The sequence below is a fragment of the Robiginitalea sp. SC105 genome (assembly GCF_014243345.1).
Classification (GTDB): domain Bacteria; phylum Bacteroidota; class Bacteroidia; order Flavobacteriales; family Flavobacteriaceae; genus Robiginitalea.
In genome coordinates, this window is record NZ_JACLZF010000001.1 from 1463277 (window position 1) to 1488121 (window position 24845).

Below are 24845 nucleotides of genomic sequence, written 5' to 3' on the forward strand. Positions count from 1 at the left end.
ATGGATAAGGCATTAACGGCATTACTGGATGATGAAGGCGCCCTGATATTCGTCTACAACGCGGATACCGGGTGGCGGCAGGCATTCTGGGATACCCTGCACAAATACATGCGTCCGGAAACCTATGGCTGTAACCTGTGCAAACTCACCCATGGCCCCATAGGGCCAAAGGAAACCTGGAAAGCCTTCCTGCGGGATGTCGGCCGGCCGGTGCATTTCCTGCATCGGGATGAATACCGACAGCTTCAGGCTGAATCGGACCTGGACCCCATGGAACTCCCGGCTGTGCTCCGGATACGCGGGGGGAGGCCGGAGATTTTGATTCCTGCCAGGGAAATGAATGGGATGGACAGGTTGGAGGATCTGGTGAGCACCATACGCGAGCGGTTGGAGCGATAGGTGGTTGCAGTCAGGTTGGTTACCTTATTATTGGGGGGTTCCCCAGGCTGCCTCCCGGAACGAGCGGTTGATCCCATCGATATAGCCAAGCACTTCGTCCTTGCCCTCGCCTTTCAGGGAGGAGGTCACAAAATAAGGGGGCACGTCCTCCCATCCTGCGGCGCGCATGGCCTGCAGGTATTCCCCGGTGCGCCGTTCTACCGCCCCGGGCTTCAGTTTGTCCGATTTGGTGAATATGATAGCAAAGGGCACCTGTTGCCCGGTCAGCCATTCCATGAATTCCAGGTCAATCGGCTGCGGCTCGTGCCGGATATCCACCAGCAGGAAAGCAGAAATCAGTTGGCGCCTTTCCCGGAAATACCGGTGGATCAGCTTCTGGAAGGCGGCCTTATCCTTCTTGGAGGTCCGGGCATAGCCATAGCCCGGCAGGTCCACCAGGAACCAGTTTTCATTGATCCGGAAGTGGTTGATCAGCTGGGTTTTACCCGGCCTTCCCGAGATCTTTGCCAGGTGCTTGCGCTCCGTGAGCATATTGATCAGCGAAGATTTACCCACATTGGAGCGGCCGATAAACGCGTATTCCGGCAGCGGTTCCGACGGGCATTTGGAAACGTCCGTATTGCTGACGATGAATTCTGCGGATCGGATTTTCATAAAAAAGGGGATTCTCCGGATAGTCCCGGCTTAAGGCAGCCCGCCTGCTAAAAATTGCGTTTTTCAAGCCAGCCGGCGAGGATGCGGTTGAAATCTTCCGGGTGTTCCATCATGGGGGCATGCCCGCATTCGGGAATCCAGTAGAGGTCGGAGTCGGGCAGCAGCTCATGGAATTCCTTGGCCACGTTCGGGGGGGTTACCGTATCGTTTTCACCCCAGATAATACAGGTGGGCGTTTTCATCCCCGGCAGGTCCTTGGACATATTGTGGCGGATTGCGCTTTTCGCTATGGAAAGCGTTTTGACCAGCTTCATCCGGTCGTTGACGGTGGCATACACTTCGTCTACGATCTCCTTGGTGGCGACCCTGGGGTCGTAGAAGACATCCTCGGCCTTTTTCTTGATGAATTCGTAATCCCCCCGCTTCGGGTAGCCGTCGCCCATGGCGCTTTCGTACAGGCCCGAACTTCCGGTGATGACGAGAGCCTTCACCATCTTGGGGTACATCTTGGTATGCAGCAGGCCGATATGGCCACCCAGGGAGTTCCCCAGCAGGATCACGTCCCTGAGGCCCTTGTATTCGATGAATTGTTCCAGGAAACGCGCGAAGTTCTTGACATTGGTCTTGATCAGCGGCATATCGTATATAGGGAGTTCCGGGATCAGCACCTGGTAGCCCTTCTCGGGAAAATAGTCGGAAACACCCTGGAAATTGCTGAGGCCGCCCATCAATCCGTGCAGGATAATCATCGGGGTGCCTTCGCCCTTTTCAATATACCGGAATTTACCGTCCTTGATAATCTGATCTTTCATACAGGGGCTTGCTGCTATCAGTTGGCAAATATAGGCATTTCCGCCATATGGCAAGGCGATGCGCCATCCCGCTTTTCCGGTTTTTCGGCCTGGTCCCGGAGTGAAATGGCCGGGGAGGTTCTACCACCTGATCAACATCCCGTAGAATGGGGTAAGACCCGCCTATCCTCCCCGGCACATCCCAAAAATTATGAACAAAGTGGTAATTTGTGGTAAAATGTGGTAATAATTTCTATATATTTGAGTTCTATATAAGCAAACCGCCAACTTTTAAACTGTGATCAGCTTCATCGGGACATATGATTGTAAGGCCGATACCAAGGGTCGTATCATGATCCCCGTGGCGCTGAAAAACCAGATGGTCCCGGTCCTCAACGAGGGCTTTGTCATCAAGCGGTCGGTCTTCCAGCCCTGCCTGGAATTGTACCCGATGGCGGAGTGGAACCAGCTGATGCAGCAGATGCACAAGAAGAACCGTTTCCGAAAGAAGAACAACGATTTTATCCGGCGTTTTACCGCCGGAGTGAAGCTGGTGGAGATCGATGCTACCGGGAGGTTGCTGATACCCAAAAACCTGATGGCGGTTGCCGGGATTGAAAAGGAAGTCGTGCTGAGCTCGGCGATCAACATTGTCGAGATCTGGGATAAGGACAGCTACGAGCATGTCCTCGAAGAGACCGCTGCCGATTTCGCGGACCTCGCCGAGGAGGTGATGGGGGATGACGGGGATGAAGTATCATAAGCCCGTCCTGCTCAGGGAGTCGGTCGACGGGCTGGCGATCCGCAAAGACGGCACCTATGTGGACGTCACCTTCGGAGGGGGCGGCCATAGCCGGGAAATACTCAGCAGGCTTGGGCCGGAAGGCAGGTTGATCGCATTTGACCAGGACGAGGACGCCCTGGCCAACAAACCGGAAGACGAGCGGCTGGTGCTGATCGGTGAGAACTTCCGGTATATGAGACAGTTTTTGAAGTTCTATGGCATTCTGAAAGTTGACGGCATCCTGGCCGATTTTGGGGTTTCCTCCCACCAGTTCGACCAGCCGGAACGCGGTTTTTCGACCCGTTTCGACAGCGACCTGGACATGCGGATGAGCCGGAGGGCGGATACCACCGCCCGGGATGTGGTCAATACCTACCCCTTTGACCGGCTGCGGGGTATCCTGCAGCGCTACGGGGAGCTGCGCAATGCCGGCAAGGTGGCCGGTGCATTGGTCGAGGCAAGGGAAAAAAAACCCATCCAGACCACGGCAGCCCTCAACCTGGCGGTGCGGCCGTTTTTGCAACGGGGCAAGGAGAACAAGGTATTGGCGCAGATCTACCAGGCGATCCGGATGGAGGTAAACCAGGAGCTGGCGGCACTGGAGGCATTTTTGCAACAGACCGCGGAGGTGCTGCCACCCGGTGGCCGGCTTAGCCTGATCAGCTACCATTCCCTGGAAGACCGGCTGGTGAAACGGTTTATCCGGACGGGAAAGTTCGAGGGGGAAGTGGAGAAGGATTTTTACGGGAACCCGCTGGCGCCCTTCAGGAAGGTGGGCAAGCTGGTCGTCCCACAGGCCGCTGAACTGGAAGTCAACCCAAGGGCCCGGAGTGCCAAGCTCAGAATAGCAGAACGAACAGATATAAATGTGAAATAGGAAACATGAGAAAGCGTATTGTATCCATCCTCAGAGGCACCTTCCTGGTGAGCGGGGACGCACCCAAGAACTGGGCCTTTATCGTGTTTGTATCGGGCCTTGCCACCATCATGATCGCCAGTTCGCATGCCGCCGACAAAAAGGTGCACCAACTGGCGGCCCTCAACGAAGAAGTCAGGGAACTCCGCAGCGAATTTGTGGAGATCCGCTCCCAGGCACAGCGCCTGAAACTGGAATCGACCATCAGGGAGAGCGTCAAGGAGGCCGGCTTGCTCCCGGCCGATACCCCCCCGCACAAAATCATTGTAACCCCAGAGAAAAAATAACGTGGCCATCACCCCCAAACACATACTGACCCGTCTTTATATGGTTGCAGGAGGTCTTTTCCTCTTTGCGGGTGCCGTGGTGTTCAAGCTGGTGAACATACAGACGGTGGATGGTGACAAGTACCGGGAACTCGCCCTGCAGCGTACCGAGAAACTGTTTACCATTGCCCCCAACCGGGGCAACCTGTATTCGGAGGACGGCAGCCTGCTTGCAACCTCGGTTTCCAAGTACACCATCCGCTTTGATGCGGTCACGGTTTCCGAAACCGATTTTTCCGAAGGGGTAGGGCCACTGGCGAGGTCACTGTCCGATTTGCTCGGCAAGCCCTCGGGGCATTACGAGCAACTGCTGCGCAAAGCCCGCGCCAACAAAAACCGTTACACCCTGATCGCCCGCAACCTGGACTATTCCGAGTTTACGGCCGTAAAGGAATTCCCCCTGTTCCGCAAAGGCCCCTATAAAGGCGGTATGATCGTGGAACAACGGACCGTGCGGGAGCACCCGCTCGGGAAAATCGCGGAGCGCAGCGTGGGGTACGAGCGGTATGACGACAAAGGCTATGCCACCCGCGTTGGCCTGGAAGGGGCGTTCGGCTCCTACCTCCGCGGGGTGGAGGGCAAACGCCTCAAACAAAAAATAGCCAAAGGACAGTGGAAACCCATTGGCCTGGACAACATCATCGAGCCGCAGGACGGGTACGACGTGATTTCCACCATTGATATCAATATACAGGATATCGCCCACCATGCCCTGCTCCGGCAACTCGAGCACTACAAGGCCGAGCACGGGTCGGTCATCGTAATGGAGACCCGGACAGGGGAGATCAAAGCGATCAGCAACCTGGGCCGGACCTCCGAGGGGACCTATTACGAACGCCTGAACTACGCCATCGGGGAATCCCACGAACCGGGGTCCACCTTCAAGCTGATGTCCCTGGTAGCCGCCCTGGAGGACGGGGTTGTGGATACCAGTACGGTGGTGGATACCGAAAAGGGGTACTGGCGCATCTACGATCGCATTGTCCGGGATTCCAAGCACGGCGGGTACGGTGAAATCTCTGTGGGCAAGGCCTTTGAAGTATCCTCGAATACGGCTTTTGCGAAGATGATCCACAACGGCTACAAGGACAATCCCCAGCGGTTTGTCAACCGCCTTATGGAAATGGGGCTGGACCAGGAACTGGGCATGCCCATCAAGGGAGAAGGGAAACCCGTCCTGCGCAACCCGGGGGATAAAGGCTGGTCCGGTATTTCCCTGGCCTGGATGTCCCACGGGTATGAGGTATCCCTGACCCCCCTGCAGACACTTGCCTTTTACAACGCCATTGCGAACGACGGGGAGCTGTTGCGCCCCCGCCTGATCAAGGAGGTCCGGGAATGGGACCGTACCGTGGAGCGGTTTGGAAAAGAAGTGCTCAACCCGGCCGTCTGTTCAAAAGAGACGGTCCGGAAGGTACAGCGACTGCTCAAAAATGTGGTCTCCGGGGATCACGGAACGGGCCGCAGCCTGTATTCGCCTTACCTCTCCCTGGCCGGCAAGACCGGTACGGCACAAAAGAACTACGCCCAGAAGGACCCCGAAAAACTGGCATATATCTCGACCTTTGCAGGATATTTCCCGGCGGATGACCCGCAGTATTCGTGCATTGTGGTCATCCATGAGCCGGACAAAAGCGTGGGCTATTACGGCGCCGACGTCTCCGGGCCCGTGTTCCGTTCGGTGGCCCAGAAGATCATCGCGAACAAACCGGTGGAAGAACTGATGGCTGGTATCGAAATCGACCGGCCGGACCTGGAGGCGGCCTATGAGGCTTATTACGAAGCGGCGCGGCAGACCCCTGAACTCCTTCCCGACCTGCGCGGGATGAGCGGCATGGATGCGGTATCCATCCTCGAAAACCTCGGGCTGAAAGTCGAGGTGCGCGGCAACGGGAAAGTCCGGCGGCAATCGGTTTCAAAAGGCACCAAAATCAAAGAAGTCAAACGAATCGTCCTGGAACTCTCATGAAACAGCTCAAGGACCTTCTTTTTGGCGTTTCCCTGCATGCAGTCAGCGGGACTACCACCCTGGAAGTCGGGACCATCCATTTCGATTCCAGGGAAATAGGGAAAGGGGACGTATTTGTCGCCATCCGCGGCACGGCTGCCGATGGCCACCGCTTTATCCGGGCTGCTGTAAAAAGCGGGGCCCGGGCTGTGATCTGCGAAGCACTCCCCGAAAGCCTCGAAGACGGGGTGACCTATGTGGAAGTGGCCGACACCCAGCAGGCGCTGGCGGTCATGGCTTCCAATTTTTACGGGAACCCGTCGGCCAACCTCCGCCTGGTTGGGGTTACCGGCACCAATGGCAAAACCACGGTCAGCACGCTCCTCTACCAGCTGTTCAAAAAGGCAGGGTACAAGGTGGGGCTCATTTCCACCATCCGGATCATGGTCGACGACCAGGCCTTTGATACGCGCCTGACCACCCCGGACTCCCTGACCATCAACAAATACCTCGCCCGTATGAACGAAGCAGGGGTCGAATTCTGCTTTATGGAAGCCAGCTCCCATGGCATTGCCCAGAGGCGCACGGAAGGGCTCCAGTTCGAAGGGGCGGTTTTTACGAACCTCTCCCACGACCACCTGGATTACCACAAGGATTTTGCCGACTACCGGAATACCAAAAAGCGGCTGTTCGACGGCCTGTCAAAAAGTGCCTTTGCCCTGACCAACGGAGACGACAAGAACGGGCTGTTCATGATACAGAATACCCGTGCCCGGAAGTACACCTACGCTTTGCGGTCCTATGCGGACTACCGGGCGCAGATCCTGGAGCAACAACTGGACGGGCAATTGCTCAAAATCCAGGAAAACGAGGTTTGGACCAAGCTCATCGGGCAGTTCAACGCATACAATATCCTGGCGATCTATGCGACCGCCAGCCTGCTCGGGCTCGAACAGCTCGAGATCTTAAAACTTATCAGCGGCCTGCAAACAGTTGACGGCCGCTTCCAATATTTTGTGTCGAAGCAGCGCATAACGGCTATTGTTGATTATGCCCATACTCCGGACGCCTTGAAAAATGTGTTGGTAACAATCAATGCATTGAGGACTGGAAATGAACGCGTCATCACCGTAGTGGGGTGTGGTGGTGATCGCGACAAGTCTAAGCGTCCGGTTATGGGTCATATCGCATCCGATATGAGCCAGACCACAATCTTTACCTCGGACAACCCGAGGTCGGAACCTCCGCGTGCGATCATTGCCGAAATGGAAGCCGGGGTGGAACCGCAGAATACCAGGAAAGTCCTCTCCATCGAAGACCGGGAACAAGCTATCCGCACTGCCTGTAAAATGGCAGCCGGCGGGGATATCATCCTGATCGCAGGGAAGGGGCATGAAACCTACCAGGAAATCGCCGGGGTCCGCAGGGACTTTGACGATTATAAACTGGTCAGCGAGGTGCTGGAGCACCTGGCTTCGGAGGTTTGAACCAAAGGATGAAGAGAAGGGCACCCCAGGTGCCGGGAATCATAAAAAAACGCGCAGCGCATGTTGTATTACCTGTTTGAATATCTGGAAAGCACGTACCAGTTTCCCGGTGCGTCGCTCTTTGGGTTTCTGACCTTCCGCGCTGCCATGGCGGTATTGCTTTCACTCATACTGGCCACCGCTTACGGCAAGCGGGTAATCAACTTCCTAAAACGCAAGCAGATCGGCGAGACCGTCCGGGACCTGGGCCTCGAGGGGCAGCAGGAAAAATCCGGTACGCCCACCATGGGGGGCATCATCATCATTGCCTCCACCCTGGTCCCCGTGTTGCTGTTTGCGCGCCTGGACAACATCTACGTGATCCTGTTGATCATCACTACGGTATGGATGGGCGTCATCGGTTTTATCGACGATTATATCAAGATCTTCAAAAAGAACAAAAAAGGCCTGAAGGGCCGGTTCAAGATCACCGGACAGGTTGTACTGGGGCTCATTGTGGGCGCCACGCTCTATTTCCACCCCGGAGTGACCATGAAGGAAAAGAACACCACTGTAATCACCCGGAATTTTGACGTGGAGGAAGTAGAGGGCAGGGAGGTCAAATCCCTGAAGACGAATGTGCCCTTCTTCAAGGACAACCAGCTGGATTACGCCCAATGGGTCAGCTGGATCGGGGAAGGGGCCGAAAAATACGGCTGGATGCTGTTTATCCCCATCGTCATCTTTATCGTCACTGCCGTCTCCAACGGCGCCAACCTCACCGATGGGATCGACGGGCTGGCCGCCGGATCTTCCGCCATTATCGTACTGACCCTGGGCATCTTTGCCTGGGTATCCGGCAACGCCATTTTTTCGGATTACCTGGACATCTTTTTCATACCCCGGGCCGGGGAGCTCGTGGTATTTATCGCCGCCTTTGTGGGAGCCCTGGTGGGGTTCCTCTGGTACAACGCCTATCCGGCCCAGGTATTTATGGGCGACACGGGGAGCCTGACCATCGGGGGGGTCATCGCGGTAATTGCCATCATCGTGCGCAAGGAATTGCTGATCCCGCTCCTCTGCGGCATCTTTTTCGCCGAGTCCATCTCGGTGATGCTGCAGGTGAGCTATTTCAAATATACCCGGCGGAGGCTGGGAGAGGGAAAACGGATTTTTCTGATGGCACCCCTCCACCACCACTACCAGAAAAAGGGCTACCACGAAAGTAAGATCGTGACCCGGTTCTGGATTATCGGGATCCTGCTGGCCATAGTCACCATCGTAACCCTGAAGGTGCGCTAGGGATGGCAGCAGGCAGGAAGCCGGACACGGCCCGACGCATTGACGCACTCAGGCAGGGTGGACTGCTGGTGGTGCTGGGTTCCGGGGAAAGCGGGGTGGGGGCCGCGGTCCTGGGGCAAAAAAAAGGATTTGAGGTATTTGTCTCCGACAAGGGGGCCATTGCCGAAAAGTACAAGGACGTTCTTATCCAGACTGGAATCGATTGGGAAGAAGGCGGACATTCCGAAGGCCGAATCCTCGGTGCGGACCTCTGCGTGAAGAGCCCGGGCATCCCGGATGGGGTGCCGATTGTCCGGCAGTTGGTGGAAGAGGGGATCCCGGTAATCTCGGAAATCGAATTTGCCTCCTGGTATTGCGGGGCGACGCTGATCGCGATTACCGGCAGCAACGGGAAGACCACCACGGCAATGCTCACCTACCACCTGCTCCGCGAAGGCGGGCTGGACGTGGGCCTGGCGGGAAACATCGGCGATAGTTTTGCGGGCATGGTGGCCCGGGAAACGCACGCCTACTATGTGCTGGAGGTCAGCAGTTTCCAACTGGACGGTATCCTGGGGTTTGGGCCGCACATCGCGGTGATCACCAACATAACCCCGGACCACCTGGACCGGTATGGATACAAAATGGAGAATTACATCCGCTCGAAGCTGCGGATTACGGAAAACCAGGGGCCTGAGGACTTCCTGCTTTTTGACCGGGACGACCCGGTGCTTTCCGGGGAGATGGTGCAGGGGCGGTTTGCCGCACAGCTGCTGCCACTGACGCTGGAGGAGGACCCGTCGGCAACCGGATGGATGGAACAAAACGAATTGAGGATACAACTGAACAACGAAAAATCGCCATTGAAAATGAGTACGGATTCACTTGCCCTTGAAGGGCGCCACAATATCAAAAACACCATGGCCGCTGCCACGGTAGCCCGCCTTGTGGGTATCCGTAAGGAGAGCATACGCGAAAGCGTTGCCAATTTCCAGGGGGCACCGCACCGGCTGGAGAAAGTGCTGAAGATCCACCACGTGCAATATATCAACGATTCCAAGGCCACCAATGTGAACGCGACGTTTTACGCGCTGGACAGCATGTCCGCCCCGACAGTCTGGATCGTGGGCGGTGTGGACAAGGGCAATGATTACAAACCGCTGATGCCCCTGGTGAGGGAAAAGGTGAAGGCCATCATCTGCCTTGGGACCGATAACAGCCGGATCGTGGACGCCTTTGGCAATGCCGTGGACCTGCTGGTGGAAACCTATGCGATGTCCGAGGCGGTAAAGGTGGCCTACAAGATCGCAGAGCGGGGCGACACCGTATTGCTGTCGCCCGCCTGTGCGAGTTTTGACCTTTTCAAAAACTACGAGGACCGGGGCAACCAGTTCAAGGAAGCGGTAAAAGCACTGTAAATGAAAACGATCCTGAAAAATCTGGAAGGGGATAAGGCGATATGGGGCGTAGTGGCCCTGCTGGCGCTCTTTTCCTTCCTGCCCGTCTACAGCGCCAGCAGCAACCTGGTCTATGTAGTGGGCAACGGGACCACGGTGGGCCACCTGCTAAAGCACGGCTTGCTGCTGGTACTCGGTTTCGGGATCATCTACGGGGTCCACAAGATCCCGACCCATTTTTTCAAGGGCCTCTCCATCATCGGACTGCCAGTGGTCCTGCTGTTGCTCGGGTATACGCTCGCACAGGGGACCACCATCGAGGGCGCCAACGCCAGCCGCTGGATACAGGTGCCCCTGGTGGGGATCACCTTCCAGACCTCCAACCTGGCCGCCGTGGTGCTCATGATCTACACCGCCCGTTACCTGACCAAGATCAAGGACCGGCAAATCCGGTTTTCTGAAAGCATTTTGCCCTTGTGGCTGCCTGTATTCCTGGTGCTTATCCTGATCCTGCCCGCCAACTTTTCGACGGCGGCCATCCTTTTCTGCATGGTGCTGATGCTCTGTTTCCTCGGGGGATACCCGTTGAAATACCTGATGAGCATCGTAGGGGCCGGAATCCTTAGCCTGGTACTGTTCGTGCTCCTTGCCAAAGCGATGCCCGGGGTCTTCCCGAACCGCGTGGATACCTGGATCAGCCGGGTGGAGAGTTTCTGGGACGGTACGGACAGCGAAGGGGACTACCAGATCGAAAAAGCGAAAATCGCCATCGCCAGCGGAGGCCTGATCGGCAACGGGGCCGGTAAAAGCGTCATGAAGAATTTCCTGCCGCAGAGCTCCTCCGATTTTATCTATGCGATCATCATCGAGGAATACGGCCTGCTCGGCGGGCTGAGCCTGATGTTTTTCTATTTGTTGCTGCTCTTCCGGATCGTGGTGGTTGCCAATGCCAACCAGACGGTATTCGGGAAGTTGCTGGTGATCGGGGTGGGCCTGCCCATCGTGTTCCAGGCACTGATCAACATGGCGGTGGCCGTGGAGTTGTTCCCGGTAACCGGACAGACGTTGCCGCTGATCAGCTCCGGGGGGACCTCCATCTGGATGACCTGCCTGGCGATCGGGGTGGTCCTGAGTGCGAGCCGGAAGCAACAGGCGCAGGAAAGAGAATGGGAACAAAACAAGGAGGAGCATCCTCTGGAAGTGCTCAGTGGACAGTTATAGGTTTTTACTCTCCGGGGGAGGTACCGGAGGACATATATACCCGGCGATTGCGATCGCCAACGAACTGAAGTCGCGACACCCGGATGCCCGGTTTCTGTTTGTGGGCGCAAAGGACCGGATGGAAATGGAAAAAGTACCGCAGGCGGGATACGAGATCCGGGGACTCTGGATCAGCGGCCTGGCGCGGAAGCTCAGCTGGAAGAACCTCCTTTTCCCGCTGAAACTGATAAAAAGTATGATGCAGGCACGAAAAATAATCCGTGAATTCAAGCCCGACCTGGTGATCGGCACCGGCGGGTTTGCCAGCGGCCCCACCCTGCGGGTGGCAGCGGGCAGGGGCATCCCCTGTGTCCTGCAGGAACAGAATTCCTATGCGGGGATCACCAACAAGCTGCTGGCCCGGAAGGCGCGTAAAATATTCGTGGCCTACGAGGGGATGGAGCGCTTCTTCCCTCAGGAATCCATCGTGTTTACCGGGAACCCGGTAAGGGGAAGCCTGGCGGGCGATTTGCCGGACCCGGCCCGGAGCCGGGAGCAATTCGGCCTGGAGCCCGGGGGCAGGACCCTGCTGGTCCTCGGGGGCAGCCAGGGGGCCCGCCGGATCAACGAACTGATTGCTGCAGAACGGGATTTCCTCCTCGGGCAGGGGCTGCAGATCATCTGGCAGTGCGGGAAGGGATACTATGAAACCTACAGGGCTTTCGATTCGGACGGCATCCGGGTCAGGGCCTTTATCCCGGATATGGAAACGGCTTATGCCGCGGCCGACATCATCATCAGCCGGGCCGGTGCCGGTTCGGTCTCCGAACTCTGCCTGATCGGCAAACCCGTGGTCTTTATCCCGTCCCCCAATGTGGCCGAGGACCACCAGACCAAAAATGCGCGGGCCATGGTGGCGCATGATGCGGCCGTCATGCTGACGGAATCGGAACTTGAAACAGGCTTCCAACCCTGCATTGAGGGACTGTTGTCCGATCCGGGACGGATGTCCCGCCTGGGGAGCAACCTGCGCAGGCAGGGACGCCCCGAGGCGACCCGGCAGATCGCGGACGAAATTGAAAAAATACTCAACCCCTGATATGGAACTCGCAGGCGTACATAGGGTCTATTTTATCGGTATCGGCGGCATTGGGATGTCTGCCCTGGCCCGGTATTTTGTGCGCAGCGGCAAGGAAGTCGCCGGATACGACAAGGTACCCACCCCCCTGACCCGCGCCCTGGAATCGGAAGGTGCCTACGTGCATTACGCGGATTCGGTGGCCGAGGTCCCGGGGGCGTTCAAGGAGGCAGCGGGCACCCTGGTGGTTTATACGCCGGCTGTGCCTGCGTCCCATGCGGAACTGGCCTTTTTCCGGCAGGAGGGCTTCCAGGTGGTCAAACGTTCCCAGCTGCTGGGGATGATCAGCCGGGAAACCCGTTGCCTGGCCGTGGCCGGGACGCACGGAAAGACAACCACTTCCTGTATCCTGGCGCACCTGCTCAAGGAAGCCGGATTGGAAGTCATGGCCTTCCTGGGGGGCGTCTCCGAGGATTTTGGCAGCAACTTCCTGATGGAAGGTACCGAATTTTCCGTGGTGGAGGCCGATGAATACGACCGTTCCTTCTTATGGCTGGAACCCGAGGTGGCCTGTGTCACCTCCATGGATGCGGACCATCTGGACATCTACGGGGACGATGCCACCCTGAAGGCGACCTTCGCGGAATTCGCCCGGAAAGTCCGCCCCGGGGGCACCCTGGTGGTCCGGAACGGCTTACCTCTGCAAGGCCTGACCTACGGGATCGATGACGATGCCCAGTACACGATCCGCAACCTGCGGACCGAGGAGGGGGCCTACCGGTTCGATATCCATACCCCGGAGCACACCTACCGTTCGGTCCGCTTTGCCAAGCCCGGACGCCACAACCTGTTGAATGGATTAGCTGCCTTTACGATGGCGGTCCAGGTTGCACCGCAGCCGGACCGCCTGGTTAAAGCTCTGGCCACCTTTAAGGGCGTCGAAAGGCGCTTCTCATATAAGCTCAATACCGAGCAACTCATCTTTATCGATGACTATGCCCACCACCCGACCGAGATCGACGCGGTTTGCGACGCGATCCGGGAAATGCACCCCGGCAGGGAGATCCTGGCTGTGTTCCAGCCGCACCTCTTCAGCCGCACCCGGGATTTCGGGGCGGAGTTTGCCCGGAGCCTTTCCCGATTCGACGCCATCTGGCTGCTCGACATCTATCCGGCACGGGAAGAACCCATCGAGGGGATCGATTCGGCCTGGTTGCTGGGCCAGATCCGGAACCCAAGAAAAAGACTGATCGAAAAGTCCCGGCTCATCCCGGAAATCACCCGGGAAAACCCCCAGATCCTGCTGACCATCGGAGCGGGGGACATTGGCCTGGAAGTTAACCCAATCAAAGATGCACTGAGTCATGCAAGTTAAATGGAAATCCATCAAATTGATCGCATTATTGATCTGTATCACAGGTCTTTATGCATTTTCCGAAGTACGCAACAGCCGGCGGAACATCACCGGGGTCACCGTCCGTTTTGAAGGTTCGGACAACCTCTATCTGACGGAGAGTATGGTTAATAAATTGTTAATACAAAAATTTGGCAGCCTCCGGAATACCGCCAAAGATGCGATAGTTTTGGATACTGTGGAATCGGTCCTTAGGACCCATGAAATGGTGAAAAATGCCCAGGTTTATCTTACTGTAGACGGTCAGCTTAACACGAAAATAATCCAAAGGCATCCAATCGGACGCGTGGCGGGTGACACCCAGTTTTATCTGGACGACGAAGGCAGGAAAATGCCCCTTTCACCCAACCATTCCGCGCGTGTCCCCATCATTACGGGCAAAATTACAGGCAAAAGCCTCGAGGACGCGTATGAAATCCTGAAGTTCATCAACGAGGACCCGTTCCTCAGCAGGAACGTCATCGGGATCCACATTGAGGATGAGTCTGATTACCGGCTGAAATTCCGCCTGGACAATTTTGTGGTCCGCCTCGGGGATATAACGGACCTGGAAGAGAAATTCGACAATTTCAAGGCCTTTTATGCAAAGGCCTCACAAGATAAAACACTGGCGCACTACCAGGTGGTAAGCCTGGAATTCGACAACCAGGTGGTGTGCACTAAAATCTGACAGCTCATGGAAGAAGCGAAATATTCAGTAGGACTGGACATTGGAACCACGAAAATCGTCGCCATCATCGGCAAGGAAAACGAGTACGGCAAGATCGAGGTGCTGGGGATCGGCCGCTCCAAAAGCCTGGGGGTCCACCGGGGGGTGGTCAACAATATTACCCAGACCATCCAGTCCATCCAGCAGGCGATCGAGGAAGCCCAGTCGGATTCCGGCCTGAAGATCGGTGCGGTGACCGTGGGCATTGCAGGCCAGCACATACGTTCCCTCCAGCACAGCGACTACATCACCCGGGCCAATTCGGAGGAGGTGATCGGGGAAGGCGACCTGGAAAAGCTCGTCAACCAGGTCTACAAGCTGGTCATGCTGCCCGGGGAGGAGATCATCCACGTGCTGCCCCAGGAATACAAAGTAGACGGGCAGGCGGAAATCAAGCAGCCCATCGGCATGTACGGCGGGCGCCTGGAAGCCAATTTCCACGTGGTGGTCGGGCAGATTTCCTCTATCAAGAACATCGGACGGTGCATCAAGAGCGCGGGCCTCGACCTGGAAAACATTACCCTGGAACCGCTGGCATCGGCCAATGCCGTACTGAGCCAGGAGGAAAAGGAAGCCGGGGTTGCCCTGATCGATATCGGGGGCGGTACCACGGACCTGGCCATTTTCAAGGACGGCATCATCCGGCATACGGCCGTGATCCCCTTCGGCGGGAATGTCATTACCGAGGATATCAAGGAAGGCTGCTCCATCATCGAAAAACAGGCGGAATTGCTGAAAATCAAATTCGGTTCTGCCTGGCCGGGCGAGAACAAGGACAACGAGATCGTTTCCATCCCCGGCCTCAGGGGGCGCGAACCCAAGGAAATTACCCTGAAGAACCTTTCCAAGATCATCCATGCCCGCGTGGTGGAGATCATCGAACAGGTCTACCTGGAAATCAAGAACTATGGCCATGAGGACCAGAAACGCAAACTGATTGCCGGCATCGTCCTTACCGGAGGCGGTAGTCAGCTCAAGCACCTGAAGCAGCTGGTGGAATACATCACCGGCATGGACACGCGTATCGGCTACCCGAACGAACACCTGGCCGGGGATTCGGACGCTGAGATCGCCAGCCCCACCTATGCGACTGCGGTGGGCCTGCTGATGAACGCCGTGGAGAACAAGCACCGGCATCTGCGCCGGGACGGACAGGAGGAATCCGAGCCTTCCCGGGAGGAAATGGTACTCGAGGGCGTGTCGAACTCCGGCAAGTCACGGACGGTCGACAAACCGCGCAAGACCGTATTCGACAAATGGGCGGACCGTCTCAAGGAATTCCTGGACAACGCAGAATAAAACGAATCAAATCACCCACTGAACAACACTAAAAAGAGCAACAATATGGAAATGGACAACATCACCTTCGATCTGCCTAAGAATCAAAGCAACGTGATTAAGGTAATCGGCGTGGGCGGTGGCGGAAGCAATGCGATCAACCACATGTTCCAGGCCGGGATCAACGGGGTCGATTTTGTAATATGCAATACAGATGCTCAGGCGCTGCAAAACAGCTCCGTGCCCAACAAGATCCAGTTGGGCGTTTCGCTGACGGAAGGGCTCGGCGCAGGAGCCAACCCGGAAGTGGGGGAACAGGCAGCCCTGGAGAGCATGGAGGAGATCAAACAAATGCTGCAGCACACCACCAAGATGGTCTTTATCACGGCCGGGATGGGTGGAGGTACCGGCACGGGGGCCGCGCCCATCATCGCCAAGCAGGCCAAGGAAATGGACATCCTCACTGTAGGCATCGTAACCATCCCCTTCCTCTTCGAAGGGAAAATGCGGTGCGAGCAGGCGCAGCGGGGCATCGAGCGGCTCCGCAACAACGTGGATTCCCTGATCGTGATCAATAACAACAAGCTGCGGGAAGTATACGGCAACCTGGGTTTCAAGGCCGGCTTCTCCAAGGCGGACGAGGTGCTGTCCACAGCGGCCCGGGGCATCGCCGAAGTCATTACCCACCACTATACCCAGAACATCGACCTGCGCGATGCCAAAACGGTACTCTCCAACAGCGGGACGGCTATCATGGGGTCTGCTGCGGCCACAGGGTCGGCGCGCGCCCAGGAAGCCATCATGAAGGCACTGGATTCCCCCTTGCTGAACGACAATAAGATTTCGGGAGCCAAAAACGTGTTGTTGCTCATCGTTTCGGGATCCCAGGAGATCACCATCGACGAGATCGGGGAAATCAACGACCATATCCAGATCGAAGCCGGTCACGGGGCCAATATCATCATGGGGGTCGGCGAAGACGAGAGTCTCGGGGAAGCCATTGCGGTAACGGTAATTGCCACCGGGTTCAACATCGACCAGCAGAACGATATCGTCAATACCGAATCCAAGAAAATCATCCACACCCTGGAGGATGAACAAAGGGCCCAGCAGGACCTCTCTGAACCCAGGACGCCCCGGCGCGTGATACACACCCTGGAAGTGGAGGAAGAACCTGCAGAAGAGGATATACAGGAAGCGGCCCAAGTGGCGGAAGATGCGATCGAAGCAAAGCGGGAACCCCAGGCCGAACCGGATAGGCCCGCGGATGCTGAATTGATCCCCACCACCCAGTACATCCGCAACTTCAACGTATTCTACGAAGAGGTGATCGCCGAGGGTGTAGGGGAAGACAACTTTATCATCATCGACTCCAAGGACCTGATCAATGACATTGAGGTGATCGACCCCGAGGTGGTCATGGCCGAGGAGGCAGCGGAAAAGGAGCAGATCAGCCTGCACTTTGACATGCCCCTGGACAAAACGCCGGACGAAGATGAAAAGCAGCATGTGATCACCTTTGACCTGGACGAGGATGTCCGGGACCTGGAAGTGCATGAGCATATCGAGATCACCCCTATACTCGAATACAAAAAGGAGGGGGAGACCCGATACAGCCTGGACGATTATATGGATCTGGAACAACGGCTTACCGGGGCCAAGTCAAAGGCTGAGAAGTTCGAGCCCAAGATCGTGGAAGACGAACTCGTCTTCGAGAAGAAAACCGTGGAGGAATCCCCTTCCGACAAGCCGGGCAACGATGCGGACCCGACCGACCGCCCGATCAGTGAGATCCTGAGGGAACGCGCCGACGAGCGCCGCAGGAAGCTCAAGGATTTCAACTACAAGTTCCAGCACAACCGGACCACGATCGACGATATCGAAAAGGAGCCCGCCTACAAACGCCAGGGAGTGGACCTGACGGATGCCAAGCGGGGCGACTCCAAGGTGTCCAGGACCACGCTCAGCGAGGACAGCAATGAGGAAATGAGGTTGCGTTCCAACAATTCCTTCCTGCACGATAACGTGGATTAGCCCTGGCTGATCTGCCGCGTACAACCCCGTGGGATTTCCCCGGGGTTTCTTTTTATATTTGCACTGGTAAAAACCTGAGCTATGAGTTTACAAGATCGTGTCATGGAGGAGATGAAAGCCGCCATGAAAGCCAAAGATTCCGTGGCCCTGGAATCTCTCCGGGCCATCAAGTCGGCCCTGTTGATGGCCAAAACGGAAAAGGGAGGGGGCAAGCCCCTGACGGAGGCCGACGAGATTGCGCTGGTACAGAAACAGGTCAAGCAACGGAAGGAGAGTGCTGCCATCTACCAGGAACAGGGAAGGGAAGACCTGGCCGGCCCGGAACTGGCCCAGGTGGCTGTCCTGGAACGTTTCCTACCGGAACAGCTCAGCGAAGCCGAGATCGAGCAGGTCGTGGCCGAAACCATTGAAAAGCTCAATGCCGGCGGTATGCAGGATATGGGGAAGGTCATGGGCGCGGTTACCCAGCAGCTTGCCGGTTCCGCAGATGGCAAGACCATTGCGGCCATCGTACGTAAGAAACTCGCATCCTAGAATTCTTCTACAGGAGCCTTCAGCAGGTAGATTTTCACCCGTTTAACAAACGGACCTGGCATCGGTACGTTAATGGAAATACCAATCTGGGAAGAATTTCCTTTTTAAAATATTGAACGCATCCGAAAAATTCGTGCTGAACGGTTAGGTGCCCGATCAGTTTGTCCGGATTTATCGGCCAAGCAGGAATTCGGACACCCTACCGGTTCCCCCGGGTTATCTTGAATCATGATAATCCGACCCCATGCGTGCAAGTAGCAATATCCTGAATGCCTCCTTCATTTTGGCGATGCTTTTCCTGATGCAATCCTGTATTGTTTATTATCCGGCCCCGGTTAAACTTGAGGAAGCAGTGATGGCGGAAACACCGGTTAAAATAAGGCGGCATGCCGATCCCACCCTTCGGCTCAAATACCTGGAGGAACAGCAGGGCCAGCTGCTGGGCCATACCCGTCGCGGGGACACGATCCTCATTGATCGGTCGGAAATCAGCGAAGTGTTACTTATGGATAAATCCGCATCGACCCACGGGACGGTATTGATCTCCATTCTCGCGGGCGGGGTTTTAATCGGTCTTATTGCCATGGGTATCTGGGCAGCCAACTTTTCCATAGGGGGATAGCCTGGGTACATCTTCCCTTGGAACGATAAGGGAGAAAACGAATTTTGATTATATTGTAGGAACTTGGTCCTGCTCGGGAATTTCCCCTGCCCGTCGGGGTTAAATACACACCGGTGCATATGATTTCTTACAGAACCGCCACCGCTGGGGATAACTCGCAATTACTGAGCCTTACCCGTTCTTCGGGGATGTCCGGGACGATAGCACTGCGTACGGATCGCGACCCTGACTTTTTTGCGATAATGAAACTTCGGGGGGAAAGCCGGGTGTTCGTTGCCTTGGATGGTGAAAAGCTGGTTGGGAGTATTTGTGTTTCCAAAGAAGAAGTTTTTGTCAGCGGGGGGAATACCCCCCTTTTTTATATAACGGATTTTAAAGTTGACCCAGCATACCGAAATCTGGGGATCGGCCTTGAGCTGACCTGGGAGGTTGTCCGTTATTTGGTTGCCCGTAAAGCGGACCTGGCCTTGCTGCATGTTGCTCATGGAAACAAACGCCCCTTCGTCTTTTTCAGGGATCGTGAAAAATATCCCGATTTTGAAAGTATCGGACTTTTTCGGATCTATCAGTTCCCTGCAGCGCGGAAGCGCTTAAAGAAAAGACCTGACATTCGTGTCCTTAAATCCGGCAAGATGGTGCTCGAGTTCCTCAACGGCCATTACGGCAATCGGGAATTGGCCCGATTGATTGTGCCCGGCGACCTGGAAGGAGTTCAGACCCTGGCCGTTTTCCGCAACGACCAACCTGTGGCGATGCTTTGCCTTCAGGATATCAATAGCATCAAACGACACGTCGTTTTGGGGATGCCCTGGTATTTGAAGGCAACCGTGGCTGTTCTTAATGTAATGCGGCCCATCACGGGTACACCGCGGCTTCCTCGCGTTGGAGAGCCCATTCGGATGCTTCATATCAAGTACCTCGCCTCGCCGAAGGCAGATCGGAATGCAGTCCGTAATCTTATTGCCTTTGCCAGGAGGGAGGCTTACTCAAAATCCTGTGTTTTTCTGTCACACGGACTTCACGAAAAGGACCCGCTGATCGGATGCCTGCCACGTCGGGGCAACATTGTTTTCAAATCCACCGGGATGCTGGTAAGTATGCTGCGAAGCCATCGCAAATTGGAACGTATCCGGCATGGAGTACCCTTCAAGGATTTCAGTACTGTTTAAATCTATTCACCAAAAACAACCAATATGGAAACCTTTCAGATTGATTTCAGCTTACCGGAAGTACAAAGTGTGGTATCGGATATCTATTCCCAGGCCATAACCGGGGAACTCGTGGGCATGAGCAATTTTGCCGCCCTGGCCGGAACGATTGATGACCCCCATGAAAAAATGGAAGCCGTTGAACACGCCGACAGTGAACGCAAGCATGCAGAGGGTTTTATGGCCTATGCCCGCAAGGCGGGATTACCCGTGAACATCAATATGGAAGGTGCGTATTGGAAAAGAGTTCGTCGGCAGTTTCTGAACTATGCGGATAAGAATGATTTTATTGCGTGTGTCATCATACAGGAAGTGATGCTGGAATCGTTTGCCGTTTCCATGTACACCGATGCCGGCAAGGCACTTGGAGGAGAATCCGAGCGCTTATTCCTTGCTATCGCCGATGAGGAACGGGAACATTTGGAGCATTCAATAGATTTGTTGAAGCACGAATTGAGTAAAGATCCTGTGGGCTTTGTAGATAAATTTGAGGAGATCCATTTCAATTGTATGAACATCCTGTCCGAGTTTTCGGCGACTACCGACCTGGGCGGACACTGCGGGGTATGTCATGGGGATTGCATGAAGGAATCGCTACATCATGTAGGTCTTGAAGCCGCTACATTGCGGGGCAATGCCCTCAAGCTATACGCCAGTACGCTGGATCGTATTGGAATTCCCGGGGAAAAATCAATTGTATGGATCGCCAAACTACCGGCCTAGACTTTGCGGTTATCGGCCATCAGGATAACTGGGCCAACATCCGGAGTCTGATCAATATCATGCGGACGGATGCCCTGGAGGCTTTACCTGTCTCAAAAATCAGGGAGGTCTATGATTATATACCTCCCAGGGCAATTTTCAGGATGCATGTGACATCCCCGCTGGGGATGACGCGGAGCGGACTCTATATAGAAACTTTTATTGCACCAGATAAGCTAACAGCGGATCACCTTCGGGAGAATATTCAAAAGGTCCGTGATGCGGTAGCCGCAACCTACCGGCTGGGGATCCCCATGGTAATCCTCGGGGGTTTTACATCCTTGTTGCTGGAGGGAAACATTGATGATTTTCGGGAATACGGCATGGCAGTCACCACGGGAAACACACTTACCGCAGCCTACGTGATCAAAGGTATTGAAAAGGCCGTCCGGCAAGAAGGCAAGCGACTTCGGGATTGCCGTGTTCTGATCATCGGTGCCACGGGTGATATCGGAATGGCTTGTACGAACTACCTCAAGGGAAAAACAAAGGGTGTGCTCCTGTGTGCCCGGAACCGCGCCAGACTCGAGCGTTTCGGCAGGAGAATTGAAAATGAAGGACACGAGGTAAAATGGTCAACCCGGATTGACGAGCTCTCTGGTTCTGCTGACATTATTATCAGCGTAGCCAGCTCAAGTGACATTGGGGTCAGCCATCTCAAAGGCGATGTAATAATCTGCGATGCCGGTTATCCGAAAAACCTTGAAGAGAAATTAAAAGATCATCCCTCCGTGAAGTTATTTCATGGTGGTATGGGACAACTCCATCACGGATACTTGTTCGATCCGGATTACACCACTGGCTTTTACAGATACCCAGCAGAGCATCTGGGGCATGGCTGTATCATTGAGGTAATCCTCCTGGCCCTGGAAAACCGGTTGGAGAACTATACGATCGGCAAGGGAAATATATCGGAGGAGAAGATAGAGGAAATCTACGCATTAAGCCTGAAACACGGGATTACGCTGGCGCCGTTTTACAACGGCAACGGATTGTGGCCGGATCAGTAAGAAAAATCAATCATGAATAAGAATAAAGAACAGGTTCAACTGTCCAAACTCGTTTTCACCCAGAGCTGGGAGGATCCGCTCTGTGATCACAGGGCCCTTGAAATCCGAAAGGGGGATACTGTGGTTGCAATTACTTCAGGAGGATGCAACATCCTGGGTTTTCTACTTTTTGATCCCGGGAAAATATTCTGCCTGGACATTAACCCGGCACAATCCTATTTACTTGAATTAAAAATCGCGGCAATGCGAGTTCTTACATTTGATGAGTTTCAGTGCTTTTCAGGTTTGACATCTGGCTTTGACCGGATGACCCTCTTTGCGAAGGTGGTGGAGCAACTCGGACCCGGCGCAACTTCCTTCTGGGCATCCCGGACCGCAATTATCGAAAACGGATTTATTATGCAAGGCAGGTATGACCGGTTCGTGAAATTCGCCGGGCGCGTTTTGAAGGTCCTGCAGGGAAAAGACCGTATCAACCGTCTGATGGAGAAAAAGAGTGAGGGGGAGCAGCACAAATTCTATGACGAGGTCTGGGACACGTGGCAATACCGGGCGATTTACAAATTGCTTTTCAATAAGCACGTACTGGCAAGGAAAGGGCTATCGGCGGACTATTTCCACTTTGACGACGGAAGTGCCTCATTTGCGGAGAGTTTTTATCGCAGGGCTCGGAATGCCTTCCGCAATTTGCCGATAGAAGGAAATTATTTTCTTTCTCTTTATGTTACGGGAAGCTATGCCGACCCCCATCAGGTACCGGATTATTTGAAACAGGAATACTTTGAAATTATCCGATCTCGCCTGGATCGTTTAAATATTCTGACCACGGACGCTCAATCCTGGCTTGATAATCAGGGCATGGAGCAGATTGATTGCTTTGCCCTATCTAATATTTGCGAATTGATGAGCGAAGATGAGACCAACAGGCTTTTTGAAGCGGTTGGCAGGATAGCCAGTCACCGGGCCCGTGTTATTTTTCGAAACCTGATTATCCCGCGAGAGGTACCACACTACTTAAATAATACCATAGTCAAAAATGAGCAGTTAAGCCGTGAGTTGCTGAGCAGCGACCGCTCATTCGTCTATGGGAAGGTTGCGGCCTATTCGGTGGTCAAAGGATAGGGTTTCAGACGCCCTGCAATTACTCATTTTTTTTGTGCACGAGCCTCAGGAAATGAGGAAGCAGCAGGATATCTCCCAAAAGCGCCATCGCGATGGCCGAAATACTGAGCAAACCAAAATACCGGACAGGCGGGGAACCGGACAATAACAAAATCACAAAACCGGAACAAATGACAAAAGAGGTAATCACAATTCCGGGACCCGCTTTCTGCAATGCCAATTCCTCGTCCCTGGTGACTTTATACCAATGCATGAAGTGGAAAGTGTCATCCACTACGATGCTCAGAAGGAGGCATCCAATCGGGATAGTGACCATGTCCAGGCGGATATTCAACCAGCCCATGAGTCCCAGCATTACCAGAATCGGGAGTATATTAACCACCATCGCAGGCAGCAGGAGTTTCCATCGCCCCAGATAAATTGCCATGATAATGGAAATAACAATAAAGCCGAATAGCAGACTTTGTCGAAATGCCTCTAGCAACGCATCCGCTATATTGGCATAGAGGGTCATAAAGCCCTGCAGTAGGGGTCTCTGGGATTTAAAATATGGCTTCCCCAGTTCGTCGATCCGCTCGGTCAGCAATTTTCCATCGGAAGTCGACATCAACGGGACAAAAAATGTAATCCGGTGCTTGTCCGGATCAGCCTTTGAACGATAACCGATGGCCTGCAGATCTTGAAGGGGCGGGAACCGGTGGAAGGAAGCCACAGCACCTACTTCCGGCATATCGTAAACGTCGTGTACCCAACGGCTAATCAGGTTCCTTGGTGTCCGTTCGTCGTCAATTACATACTCCAGGGGGAAATAGGGGCCCACAAGTTCTTCGACCTTTTCGTGGTCATAGAAAGCTTTACTGGAAGGATCCAGAATGGCCAGGCTGTAGATTTCCGATTTCAGTTGCCATATCCCGGGGAAAGCAACCAGGCATAGTGCTAGTGAGGCAGGTACCAGCCAGCGGCTATCAGGTCTGGGAAAATGTATTATTCTCTTGAAAAACAATCTCTTGCGGTATCGGTATGTATTCGGATAAAACATCAATATTGAAGCGCCGAAGACCCCTGCAATACCTGTAATGCCCAGAACGGCAAAATCCGTAAGAAGCGGAATTCCGCTAAAAAGAAAGGCCGAAAACCCCAAAACCGTGGTAGACGAAACCCAAATAGCAGGCACCAGGATTTTCCGGAAATCACCCTTATGGGACAGCACGTGCATGGAAATCGAGGTGCTGTAAAAAAGGATCAGCAGTGGGATTACGGTATGAGCTATACTCAACGGAATCCCGGCGAGAACCGAAATGAATACCAAGGAAGCAATAGCTGCAAGGGCTACCAGGAGGGTTTGCAGGATTGCTATCAGGTCGCCTATCACAATAACCACAAATACCAGAAGGACCAAAATCCCGGTCAGCAGGAATCGTGTAGCATCGCGGGAGGTCTGCTGGTTTATGGCACGGGCAATGACCCCTGTTCCAGCCAGGTGATAATCCATGCCCCGGTCATTCATAATGGCATCGATCCGATCAAGCAATTCCGGCCGGTTCGGATTTGAATGTGATTCTGGCCGGAAGCGGATCAGGTAGGTTGTATAGCCTTCCCCGGCAGGTTTCTTATGCTGCACATACCTTGCGGGCCAGTTTCCGACCCCCATAACGTAGTCCAGTTCTTCCAAAGACAGCAGTTCTGTATCAATGCTTTTCTCAGCCTGCGGATTGTCGCGTGTATCCAGTACGAGAATCAGCAAGGCGTCGGATCCGAAATCTTCAATGAAATTCTGATATTGTTTCAGTTCCTGCGATTGCACGGGCAACCACCGCTCCAGCGAATTGTCCAGATCTATTTCCGGAATCAAAAAAATGGCGGATAGAATATACAGAAGGGCTCCGGTTATCCTTATGAGTGGTTTTTTCTG

Annotated in this window: 23 protein-coding genes; 20 read left to right on the forward strand and 3 right to left on the reverse strand. The window is 54.7% G+C overall.

Annotated elements, in window-relative coordinates; all coding sequences use genetic code 11:
• Complete coding sequence (locus H7F20_RS06475) at positions 1 to 399, forward strand: GTPase (RefSeq protein WP_185785292.1); 399 nt, start codon at positions 1 to 3, stop codon at positions 397 to 399.
• A gap of 27 nt (positions 400 to 426) precedes the next feature.
• Here the strand turns inward: H7F20_RS06475 and yihA are convergent, their stop codons facing one another.
• On the reverse strand, positions 427 to 1053 hold the full coding sequence (yihA, locus tag H7F20_RS06480; protein ID WP_185785293.1) for a ribosome biogenesis GTP-binding protein YihA/YsxC: 627 nt from the start codon (positions 1051 to 1053) through the stop codon (positions 427 to 429).
• Between the two features lie 47 nt (positions 1054 to 1100).
• Complete coding sequence (locus H7F20_RS06485) at positions 1101 to 1865, reverse strand: alpha/beta fold hydrolase (RefSeq protein WP_185785294.1); 765 nt, start codon at positions 1863 to 1865, stop codon at positions 1101 to 1103.
• A gap of 277 nt (positions 1866 to 2142) precedes the next feature.
• Between H7F20_RS06485 and mraZ the strand changes: the two genes are divergently transcribed.
• From mraZ to H7F20_RS06580, 19 genes are all read left to right on the forward strand, one after another.
• On the forward strand, positions 2143 to 2607 hold the full coding sequence (gene mraZ / locus H7F20_RS06490; protein WP_185785295.1) for a division/cell wall cluster transcriptional repressor MraZ: 465 nt from the start codon (positions 2143 to 2145) through the stop codon (positions 2605 to 2607).
• Entirely contained in the window at positions 2594 to 3505 is a 912-nt protein-coding gene (gene rsmH, locus H7F20_RS06495; protein WP_185785296.1) for a 16S rRNA (cytosine(1402)-N(4))-methyltransferase RsmH, read from the forward strand. The genes mraZ and rsmH overlap by 14 nt, the downstream gene beginning before the upstream one ends.
• Positions 3506 to 3510: 5 nt before the next feature.
• Entirely contained in the window at positions 3511 to 3831 is a 321-nt protein-coding gene (locus H7F20_RS06500; protein WP_185785297.1) for an FtsL-like putative cell division protein, read from the forward strand.
• A gap of 1 nt (position 3832) precedes the next feature.
• Complete coding sequence (locus H7F20_RS06505; protein WP_185785298.1) at positions 3833 to 5839, forward strand: penicillin-binding protein; 2007 nt, start codon at positions 3833 to 3835, stop codon at positions 5837 to 5839.
• Positions 5836 to 7305 (forward strand): UDP-N-acetylmuramoyl-L-alanyl-D-glutamate--2,6-diaminopimelate ligase, encoded by a 1470-nt coding sequence (locus H7F20_RS06510; protein ID WP_185785299.1) that lies wholly within the window; start codon positions 5836 to 5838, stop codon positions 7303 to 7305. Before H7F20_RS06505 ends, H7F20_RS06510 begins: the two co-directional genes overlap by 4 nt.
• Positions 7306 to 7365: 60 nt before the next feature.
• Complete coding sequence (mraY, locus tag H7F20_RS06515; protein ID WP_185785300.1) at positions 7366 to 8586, forward strand: phospho-N-acetylmuramoyl-pentapeptide-transferase; 1221 nt, start codon at positions 7366 to 7368, stop codon at positions 8584 to 8586.
• A 2-nt stretch (positions 8587 to 8588) separates the two neighbouring features.
• The gene (gene murD / locus H7F20_RS06520) at positions 8589 to 9983 is read left to right on the forward strand and encodes a UDP-N-acetylmuramoyl-L-alanine--D-glutamate ligase (protein WP_185785301.1); all 1395 of its coding nucleotides are present in this window, start codon (positions 8589 to 8591) and stop codon (positions 9981 to 9983) included.
• Entirely contained in the window at positions 9984 to 11183 is a 1200-nt protein-coding gene (locus tag H7F20_RS06525) for an FtsW/RodA/SpoVE family cell cycle protein (RefSeq protein ID WP_185785302.1), read from the forward strand. It abuts the gene before it with no gap.
• Positions 11170 to 12261 carry an undecaprenyldiphospho-muramoylpentapeptide beta-N-acetylglucosaminyltransferase gene (gene murG, locus H7F20_RS06530; protein WP_185785303.1) on the forward strand — a complete coding sequence of 364 codons (1092 nt, stop codon included), beginning with the start codon at positions 11170 to 11172 and terminating at the stop codon, positions 12259 to 12261. Before H7F20_RS06525 ends, murG begins: the two co-directional genes overlap by 14 nt.
• A 1-nt stretch (position 12262) precedes the next feature.
• Positions 12263 to 13615 (forward strand): UDP-N-acetylmuramate--L-alanine ligase, encoded by a 1353-nt coding sequence (gene murC, locus H7F20_RS06535; RefSeq protein ID WP_185785304.1) that lies wholly within the window; start codon positions 12263 to 12265, stop codon positions 13613 to 13615.
• Positions 13616 to 13631: 16 nt separating this feature from the next.
• Positions 13632 to 14324, forward strand: a complete 693-nt coding sequence (locus tag H7F20_RS06540) for a cell division protein FtsQ/DivIB (RefSeq protein ID WP_370588484.1) — start codon at positions 13632 to 13634, stop codon at positions 14322 to 14324.
• A 6-nt stretch (positions 14325 to 14330) separates the two neighbouring features.
• Entirely contained in the window at positions 14331 to 15662 is a 1332-nt protein-coding gene (ftsA, locus tag H7F20_RS06545) for a cell division protein FtsA (RefSeq protein ID WP_185785306.1), read from the forward strand.
• A gap of 45 nt (positions 15663 to 15707) precedes the next feature.
• Positions 15708 to 17675, forward strand: a complete 1968-nt coding sequence (ftsZ, locus tag H7F20_RS06550) for a cell division protein FtsZ (RefSeq protein ID WP_185785307.1) — start codon at positions 15708 to 15710, stop codon at positions 17673 to 17675.
• Between the two features lie 81 nt (positions 17676 to 17756).
• Positions 17757 to 18209 carry a GatB/YqeY domain-containing protein gene (locus H7F20_RS06555; protein WP_185785308.1) on the forward strand — a complete coding sequence of 151 codons (453 nt, stop codon included), beginning with the start codon at positions 17757 to 17759 and terminating at the stop codon, positions 18207 to 18209.
• A 244-nt stretch (positions 18210 to 18453) separates the two neighbouring features.
• On the forward strand, positions 18454 to 18831 hold the full coding sequence (locus H7F20_RS06560) for a hypothetical protein (RefSeq protein ID WP_185785309.1): 378 nt from the start codon (positions 18454 to 18456) through the stop codon (positions 18829 to 18831).
• 119 nt (positions 18832 to 18950) lie between these two features.
• The gene (locus H7F20_RS06565; RefSeq protein WP_185785310.1) at positions 18951 to 20000 is read left to right on the forward strand and encodes a GNAT family N-acetyltransferase; all 1050 of its coding nucleotides are present in this window, start codon (positions 18951 to 18953) and stop codon (positions 19998 to 20000) included.
• A gap of 24 nt (positions 20001 to 20024) precedes the next feature.
• Positions 20025 to 20762 (forward strand): long-chain fatty aldehyde decarbonylase, encoded by a 738-nt coding sequence (locus H7F20_RS06570; protein ID WP_185785311.1) that lies wholly within the window; start codon positions 20025 to 20027, stop codon positions 20760 to 20762.
• Complete coding sequence (locus tag H7F20_RS06575) at positions 20738 to 21811, forward strand: hypothetical protein (RefSeq protein ID WP_185785312.1); 1074 nt, start codon at positions 20738 to 20740, stop codon at positions 21809 to 21811. Before H7F20_RS06570 ends, H7F20_RS06575 begins: the two co-directional genes overlap by 25 nt.
• A gap of 12 nt (positions 21812 to 21823) precedes the next feature.
• Positions 21824 to 22933: a DUF3419 family protein gene (locus H7F20_RS06580; RefSeq protein ID WP_185785313.1), complete on the forward strand. Its 1110-nt coding sequence runs from the start codon at positions 21824 to 21826 to the stop codon at positions 22931 to 22933.
• 19 nt (positions 22934 to 22952) lie between these two features.
• On the opposite strand, the gene H7F20_RS06585 is transcribed toward H7F20_RS06580, so the two are convergent.
• On the reverse strand, positions 22953 to 24785 hold the full coding sequence (locus H7F20_RS06585; protein WP_185785314.1) for an RND family transporter: 1833 nt from the start codon (positions 24783 to 24785) through the stop codon (positions 22953 to 22955).
• Between the last annotated feature and the right edge of the window lie 60 nt (positions 24786 to 24845).